The following is a 6,158-nucleotide window of genomic DNA, read 5'->3' as shown; positions in this document are numbered from 1 at the left end:
ACGACGTTGAGCCGTATGCCCCTCGGAAAATTGCCGCCCGCGACGGCAGTTCAGCATCCATAGGGCTGAGCAATTACCGCGGATCACCCTCGTCGGCAATCCTGACCTTCAGCCGATCGGCGAGGCCTTTCACAGGTTCTTCGCCTGCGATGATCCCCAGGCATCATCCGATGCGCGCCTTAAAGTCGCTCATAACATGCTCCGCCGCTGGCGGCGTGCCGGAGGTGAATCCGGCTGACCTCGTTTCAGCCTCCGACAGATTGCGCGGCTTCCTCACCGAGCGTTTCAGGAGCGCCGCGCGGCTCTCGGAGTGGCCTGTTCACGCGGCTGAGGGACTCCAGGTCATCTCCGGGCGCATCGATCTCCTGCTCGACGATGGCTGCGATTTCGTGATCATCGATCACAAGAGCTTCCCCGGCGCGATGGAGCTTGATGCTGAACGGCTTCACGCGTTCGGCGGACAGGTGGAGCTATATTCGAGTGCGTTGAGTCGTGCGGCAGGGCGTGGATGCCGGGAGTATTGGGTTCATCAGCCGGTCGCTGGCGCGATGGTAAGGATAGAACTCGTCAGTGCGCATGCGGCGTGATGCTGTGACTTGGTGTCGATCGATGCATGACGCGCGTGTTTAGTGTGCCGAACGGTCCTATTCCGTGTGTCAAGCGACATCCGGAACTGACCCCTTTGCGACATGAAGAACTGACCCCCTCGGTGGTTGGTTGGTTCAAGTGGTCGCCGGCTGGGGCGCCGGAGCGGGCTTCTGCAGAAGTCCGCTCCGGCGCTTCTCGCGCAGCCGATAGCTGTCGCCCCGTATGGTGACGACGTGGCTGTGGTGGAGCAGCCGGTCGAGGATGGCGGTCGCCACCACGGCGTCGCCGAACACGGTGCCCCATTCGCCGACCGGCCGGTTCGACGTCACCAGCATGGCACCCCGCTCGTAGCGGCGGCTCACCAGCTGGAAGAACAGGTGCGCCGCATCGGGCTCGAACGGCAGGTAGCCGAGCTCGTCGACGATCAGGAGCTTGGGCTTGCCGTAGTGGGTCAGCCGCTCCTCCAGCCGGCAGTCCTGGTGGGCCTTGGCGAGCTGGGCCACCAGCGTCGTCGCCGGCACGAACAGCACCGTGTAGCCGGCCACGATCGCCTCGCGGCCGAGCGCCACCGCGAGATGCGTCTTGCCCACCCCGGGCGGACCGAGCAGCAGCACCGCCTCGCCGTTGGCGATGAAGCGGCCGGTCGAAAGCTCGCGGATCTGCGCCTTGTCGAGCGAAGGCTGCGCCGCGAAGTCGAAGCCCGACAGGTCGCGCACGAACGGGAAGCGGGCGAGCCCCAGGCTCATGTCGATCCGACGGTGGTCCTTGCGGGCGATCTCGCGCTCGCAGAATAGCGTCAGCGCCTCGCGGATGGTCAGCTCGCGCCGACCCGCCTCGTCGATCAGAGTGTCGAGCTGGTCGCGTACCGCGGTCAGCTTCAGGCGCGTCAGCATGCCGATCAGGTGTCGTGGGTGGTCATCAGAAGTCTCCCCCGATCAGCGCCGCGTAGTCGGCGAGCGGCCGCTGCAGCGACGTAGCCGGCGCCTCCGGACATGAAGTCTCGGGACACGGCGGCCGGCGGATCGTGGCCACCGAACGGACGGTCATCGCGCACATAGACCCAGGCTCGGCCGGTGTAGGTCTTGCCCCTGGCCAGCACCGGCACCGGCGTGTCGTCACCGTGCACACCTTTTTCAAGCCCCGGCCGCTGCGGGTGGTGCGCCGGAATATGTCCTGATCGACGGCTCCGCCGTCAAGGTTCCCGTATCACTCTGGTCGACGATCCCAACCTCTAGGCGATCGGCGAGGCCTTTTACCGGTTGTTCGCCTGCCATGATCCGTAGGCATCACCGCGGTCGGGGGCGTCGTCTCCCAACAACTGGAGCGGGGGGCGAAATTCACGGAGGCGGCAGGGCCCAAGCATTTGGCGTAGCTGCACATTTGTAGGCTCTTCTGGGCAACGCGGCGGCAACCGTTGTTCCCCGGCCACCGACGCTTGGCAGCCTTTCGAATTCGATTGGCTACCGGCGCTTTCATCCCGTTCGGCTGTCGCGCTTTCACCAAGGTTGATTGAGCTGGAGCATCATAACAAGTTCGTCGCAGGCTTTTTCAGGTGGTGTGACCCGGTCCCATTTCATCTGATGATGAATCTGCTCCTTGGCGGATTTCATCGCGACCTTGAACCGGTCGATCTCCGACGCAGGCTCGTGAAGAATTTGAACAAATATCTCTTCGAGGATCTTCGTGCGCCGCCGGGCCTCTGCCAACGGCTGACGGTACGGCCCGAATCCAAGCCACGACTGGTTGTTGCAGAACTCGAGGGCGACTTCTGCTGAGTAGAAGGCCAGCAGCAAGCCCTCCGTCCGGCTTCTTTCGCGATACTCCGGATGAGCTGTCAAGAACATCCGCGAGTCGGGGGCGAGCGCTCCGACATCCATTACGGCATCGACTGAGCTTGCGAGCCGTTCGAGGCGCGACCGAACCTGCACGATCGTTTCACGTGCGTCGGACGTGAGGGGAACCTTTGCGCTCACCAAGGAGGCTGTCGATTTCTCGATTTCGGCCAGATCGGACGCCGTCGCAGCGTCCAACGACTTCCGACCGCGTCCGTCGATCTTGACCTTGAGCGCCTTCAGATCTGCCGCGAGCCGATTGATGTCGTCGATTTCGTCGCGCGTCCGGTCGAGTCGGGCAAGGACATCCTCGACGGCAGCGAGGTCGGCGCCGTAGTCTGGTCGCTCCAGCAGTTTCGTGCTGTCGAGTTGAACCAGAAGGGCTCGCCGCGCGCGAAGATTCGCCAGTTGTGATCCGGCCTCGGTAGACAGCCTGCTGCTTGCGTTCTTTGAGAGCTGATCCAGCATGAGGTCGGCCGTCGATAGGGCCGCGCGACGCCGCTCGTCGAGGGCTTTGGCTTCGTCGTACCTCGACCTTGCGGACAAGAACCGCTTTTCCAAGGCGACGAGTTGCTCAAGCGTCGGGATGAGATCACCTTGGCGCTTTCGAATAGTCCCGAGATCGAGGGATCTGAACTGGCGCAGCTGTTCTGCCAGATCGTTCGCCGATCGAGCGAGCTGCGGATCGAGCCCCCCCGTCAGGTCCTCGTGCGAGGCCGAATCGGCGAGCTGTCGCGCGAGAGACTCGCGTTTCGAGAGCATCATTCTAACGTCTTCGATGCGCGCCTTTTCCGACCGTGCAGCGCGCACCGCACTTTCGAGATCGCGGTGTCGAGCAGCGAGAATCTCCATCTGTGAGGAGAGGTCGCCTCGTTGAGCCGGACTCGCATCCGCGAGCTTCTTCGATTCCGCCTGCAACGCGGACACCATGGCCGAGAGATCCTGGTTGCTGAAATGAGCAAGGCTCTCGCGACCACATGCTTGACTCATGTCCGACAGGGACGTCGTCAGCCCGGACAGCTTAGCCGACTGTTCCGACAGCATTTGTTTGCGCCCCCGCGCGATCTCCAGCTCGGCCAGGAACCCGCTTCGCTGACGAAGCGTCGCAACGATGTCGTCGACCTGAACGGCCTCGGCATAGGACTGGTAGGCCCGCTCGAATTTCTCGACCCCGGCATAGCGGTCGTTGAAACCCAGCAGGGCACGGTATTCCGCTTCAGCGGCGTCGAGCTCGGATCGGACCTTGGAAAACAGCGCTTGACCGCCCTCCATCAGATCCTGAAAGGAATGCGCCACCGCATTCTTCCCCCCGAGATCGATCCAGTGCATGTCGATTTGCCCCCAGACATAGGTGCAGGGTGCCGACGGGGTTATGCTGTCCAGCCTGCGGGCCGCCCCTTCAAGGTCGCGCACGAATTGGCTGGTGAACGATCCGTTCTGAAACAAGCCTGGAGCGGCCGATCTTAGCGCCAGGGTGACGTCCGGGTTGTCGCGCAAGAACAGAAATACGTCCCGGGTCTGGCGGGCGAGGTCGGTCTTGCAACTCAGGATGGCCTGGCATGCCGGCCCGGGCGATCTCCGATTCGACAACGGGTCGACGAGCGCCAGTTGTCCTTGTCCGAGCCGCCTAGCAACCTCGCAACTTTCGGGAATCCGCCCGAGCCGCGAGCGGTCCCCGCGCCCGGCGCCCGGCGCGCCCAGCGCGTCCAGCGATGGCGTCATCCCCGGTCTGGACGGTCCACCGGCTTCGATGCGCTCCCGCTCGGTTGGGATCGGGGGCGGCGCGGCCGGCGCGGCGACGCTACTGTCCCCGGTGCGTGCGATCGCAGACGGATCGATCGCGAGAAACCTCAGGCTGCCCCGCCCGCGCTCGTCCCAACTGCCCGACCAGACGTATCCGGGGCCGCCGCCGAACCGGTAGACTGGCAACCCGGTCTGCGCGGAACGTTGGTAGCTACCGATGTGATCGATCAGCAATCCGGCCCGAATGCTTCGGCCGGCGGCCAGCTCCTTGATGTTGCCGTCGTCCAGCGGGTTGAGCGCGACATTGCCCCACACGGCGATGAAACCGGCCGGTCGTCCTAGTCCGGCCGGCATCGGAAGGACCCGCGGCGGCGCTCCGTACTTGCGGGACAGGCGATCGACCTCGTCCTGGGCCTCGCGGCCGTCGAAAAACGCCGGCGTCAGCGCGCGATTGACATAGGCGACGGCGCCATCCGCCGCATGGAGGATCGAATAGGAAGAGGTGAATTGACCTCGCGGCTCTCGTTCGACTCGGGATCGTTGACACCAGACGAAGCCGTCGAATTGCTCGCTTGGTCCGCATTGATATTCGCGATAGGCCGCGGTCTCGAAGCGAACCCGGCTGCCGAGAGCAAGGCCATCGACCGAGTACGGAACGGCCCATGCTGACGCCGGCAGTCCTGCTGGCTGTGTCGGTTGGCCGCGGCAAGCCGACCGCAGCTCGGCAATTTGCACATCCGACGGCTGGACGCCTCGCTGTGCGAGGACCTGTAGGCTGGTGCCCCTGGCGCGTAGCGCCTGATCGATACAGGCGCCTTCGGCCGCCGGAATCTTGCGCCACTCCGCCATCGTGGCCTGCGCGATGGCCGACTGCATCATGCCGCCGAACAGGTCGAAGACCGCACGAGCGTCCTGCGCCACTCCGGCGCTGCTCCATAGGACCGCCCCGCAGCACACGAAACGAGCAATGATTGAAGACATGGAGTCACACCTCAGCGAGTGCTTGGTATTACCATACGGCAGAAGTTGTCCGGCTGGCTAGGCCCAATCGAGCCGAAGTGTTTGCCCGAACCCTAATTGATGCAGGCGCGTACCCCCGGGTCGGCGAAGGGGCCGGTTAGCGTCGGAAGACGACAGGAGATGTCAGATGACCGAGTCGACCGGGCGAAAGTGCAGCACCGCTCGTCGAACAATCTCACGAGATCGCACTCGCTGTTCGAAGAAGGCACCAAGCGTTAGATTCCATACACTACTGCTACCCTGACGGCTCCATGACTGACGACAACCTTGCCGCCTCATATGTTGAACACGTTCAGCTGAGGAGCACTGAAATGGCGAAGGTGACGACCCAGGTGATCGCGTATGTCGGCGTGTGCCCGATCCGTTTGGCGCGCACGAACAGGTAGACCGGAGCGAGGATCAAGGCCCACAGCGTAAGGAAACCATCGCTGTATCCCGCGCGCTTCAGCTGGCTCAGATCGAGCAAACAGAGGGCTGCGTTGACCCCGAAGGGCAGAACCAGGCTGATGAGTGTGAACAGCTCCTGGGAAGACAAGAGGACCTGCAGGACCGCGGTCAGGACAACGTACACGATTGGCATGACCGCGAGCGCCCAAACGAAGCTGTTGTTTATGTTTGCCGCCGCGACGGGCGGCGGAACTTCACTGAGCAGCAGTCCGAATTCAGTCTCGCGAAGCAGCATCCAACTCGTCTGTCCCCGTCGCCAAACCGGAGTCTCAGCGTGGACCTTACGGTCGTCGAGCAGTTGACGAAGAGCCGAGCTGCTGATCGGCCCGAGACGTTGGCCCCCGAGCGTGTAGAACCATTCGTCCGAGGCGGCAGGCGTAGATGTTGTGTCGCTCATCGTTCCCCCATGCGCCGTTCTCGGGCGAATTCGTTCGCCACCGGTCGAAATTTTGTAGTTGCTCAGGGGTATGGCGGCGCGATGTCTCTGAGCAGGTTTTGACAAACTGGTACGTCGCTGATTCAACACTG

5 protein-coding genes and 1 pseudogene are annotated in these 6,158 nt (G+C 63.4%); 1 reads left to right on the top strand and 5 read right to left on the bottom strand.

Annotation, left to right across the window (positions count from 1 at the left end; genetic code table 11):
• On the top strand, positions 1-587 hold a 587-nt coding region (locus tag CH341_RS26985; protein WP_210208632.1), incomplete at its 5' end, for a PD-(D/E)XK nuclease family protein.
• 135 nt (positions 588-722) lie between these two features.
• On the opposite strand, the gene istB is transcribed toward CH341_RS26985, so the two are convergent.
• The 5 genes and pseudogenes from istB to CH341_RS26965 form a co-directional block, all read right to left on the bottom strand.
• Entirely contained in the window at positions 723-1,481 is a 759-nt protein-coding gene (gene istB / locus CH341_RS26980; RefSeq protein ID WP_111422050.1) for an IS21-like element helper ATPase IstB, read from the bottom strand.
• Positions 1,482-1,506: 25 nt separating this feature from the next.
• Complete coding sequence (locus tag CH341_RS36255; protein WP_281023656.1) at positions 1,507-1,635, bottom strand: hypothetical protein; 129 nt, start codon at positions 1,633-1,635, stop codon at positions 1,507-1,509.
• Positions 1,595-1,714, bottom strand: a pseudogene (locus CH341_RS36075) (IS66 family transposase); the annotation flags it as partial. The gene CH341_RS36255 and the pseudogene CH341_RS36075, both read right to left, overlap by 41 nt.
• Before the next feature lie 370 nt (positions 1,715-2,084).
• Complete coding sequence (locus CH341_RS26970; RefSeq protein WP_146604640.1) at positions 2,085-5,144, bottom strand: coiled-coil domain-containing protein; 3,060 nt, start codon at positions 5,142-5,144, stop codon at positions 2,085-2,087.
• A 331-nt stretch (positions 5,145-5,475) separates the two neighbouring features.
• Positions 5,476-6,158 (bottom strand): DUF4339 domain-containing protein (locus CH341_RS26965; RefSeq protein WP_210208631.1); only part of this gene is annotated, 683 nt, incomplete at its 5' end.

It is taken from the genome of Rhodoplanes roseus, from assembly GCF_003258865.1.
Taxonomy (GTDB): domain Bacteria; phylum Pseudomonadota; class Alphaproteobacteria; order Rhizobiales; family Xanthobacteraceae; genus Rhodoplanes; species Rhodoplanes roseus.
This window is presented reverse-complemented; position numbering and strand designations above follow the sequence as displayed.

Excerpts from the sequence above, each read along its gene's own strand:
- istB (WP_111422050.1), bottom strand. The coding sequence starts at position 1,481 with ATGCTGACGCGCCTGAAGCTGACCGCGGTACGCGACCAGCTCGACACT.
- CH341_RS36255 (WP_281023656.1), bottom strand. The coding sequence starts at position 1,635 with ATGACCGTCCGTTCGGTGGCCACGATCCGCCGGCCGCCGTGTCCCGAG.
- CH341_RS26970 (WP_146604640.1), bottom strand. The coding sequence starts at position 5,144 with ATGTCTTCAATCATTGCTCGTTTCGTGTGCTGCGGGGCGGTCCTATGG.